Consider the following 1,322-nt stretch of genomic DNA (forward strand, 5'->3'; position numbering starts at 1 on the left):
CTGAACCGCCCCGGGATTGCCGGAGGCCCTAACTCCTGAGAGGAAGGGTCTACGATGAGCAAGACGACGAACAAGTTTGCCCCTGAGGTTCGTGAACGGGCGGTCCGCCTGGTGCTGGATCAGGAAGGTGAGCATCCATCCCGCTGGGCAGCGATCACATCCATAGCCGCCATGATCGGCTGCTCGGGACACACGCTGCTGGAGTGGGTGAAGAAGGCTGAGGTGAACAGCGGCAAGCGCGCCGGCGTTCCCACCGAGTTGGCCGACCGTTTGAAGGCACTGGAACGCGAGAACCGCGAGCTGCGGCAGGCCAACGAGATCCTACGCAAGGCTTCTGCATATTTTGCCCAGGCGGAGCTCGACCGCCCGTTCAAGCGATGACCAGCTTCATTGATGAGCATCGGGGTGAGTATGGGGTCGAGCCGATCTGCCGGGTTTTGCCGATCGCCCCATCCACCTACCATGAGCGAGTGGCACAGCGCCGCGATCCGTCGCGCCTGTCGGCACGTGTCCAGCGCGACGAGGCGATGAAGCCCGAGGTTCGGCGCGTGTTCGATGCCAACTTCAAGGTCTATGGCGTGCGCAAGGTGTGGCGGCAGATGCAGCGGGAGGGCTTCGACATTGCCCGCTGCACGGTCGAACGACTGATGCGTGATCTGGGCCTGCAGGGCGTGACCCGGGGCAAGCCGGTGAAGACGACGATCAGCGACAAGGCGGCACCGTGTCCGCTCGATCAGGTCAACCGCCAGTTCCATGCCCCGGCGCCGAACATGCTGTGGGTGTCGGACTTCACTTACGTCGCGACATGGTCAGGGTTCGTCTACGTGGCCTTCGTGATCGACGTGTACGCCCGACACATCGTGGGCTGGCGGGTGAGCAGGACGGCGCATGCCAGCTTCGTGCTCGATGCCTTGGAGCAGGCGATCCATGATCGGCAGCCCGTTCACCGTGGTGGCCTCATCCACCACAGCGACCGCGGCAGCCAATATGTCTCGATCAAGTATACCGAGCGCCTTGCCGAGGCCGGGATCGAGCCATCAGTGGGGAGTGTTGGCGACAGCTATGACAACGCCTTGGCCGAGACGATCAACGGTCTTTACAAGGCCGAGGTCATCCACCGTCGAGGTCCTTGGCGATCATTTGAAGCCGTTGAATACGCCACGCTCGAATGGGTGGACTGGTTCAATAACCGGCGGTTGCTCGCGCCTATCGGCAATATCCCACCTGTCGAAGCCGAGGAACGCTACTACGCCATGCTGGACAACACCCCCATGGCCGCATAATTTATACCAAATGGCCTCCGGCAATCCCGGGGCGGTTCA

At 62.2% G+C, this 1,322-nt stretch carries 1 protein-coding gene and 1 other annotated feature; the gene reads left to right on the plus strand.

What is annotated here, in order from left to right:
- The first annotated feature begins 54 nt into the window (after positions 1-54).
- Positions 55-1,283, plus strand: a protein-coding gene (locus ACODR8_RS19920; protein ID WP_489008852.1) for an IS3 family transposase whose coding sequence is annotated in 2 segments (ribosomal slippage) — positions 55-343 and positions 343-1,283 — 1,230 coding nt in all. Because the reading frame shifts where the segments join, the coding sequence is not laid out codon by codon here.
- Positions 336-452, plus strand: a sequence feature (AL1L pseudoknot). (Overlaps the previous gene by 117 nt.)
- Positions 1,284-1,322: the final 39 nt, after the last annotated feature.

The organism is Sphingobium sp. FG58, assembly GCF_057809055.1.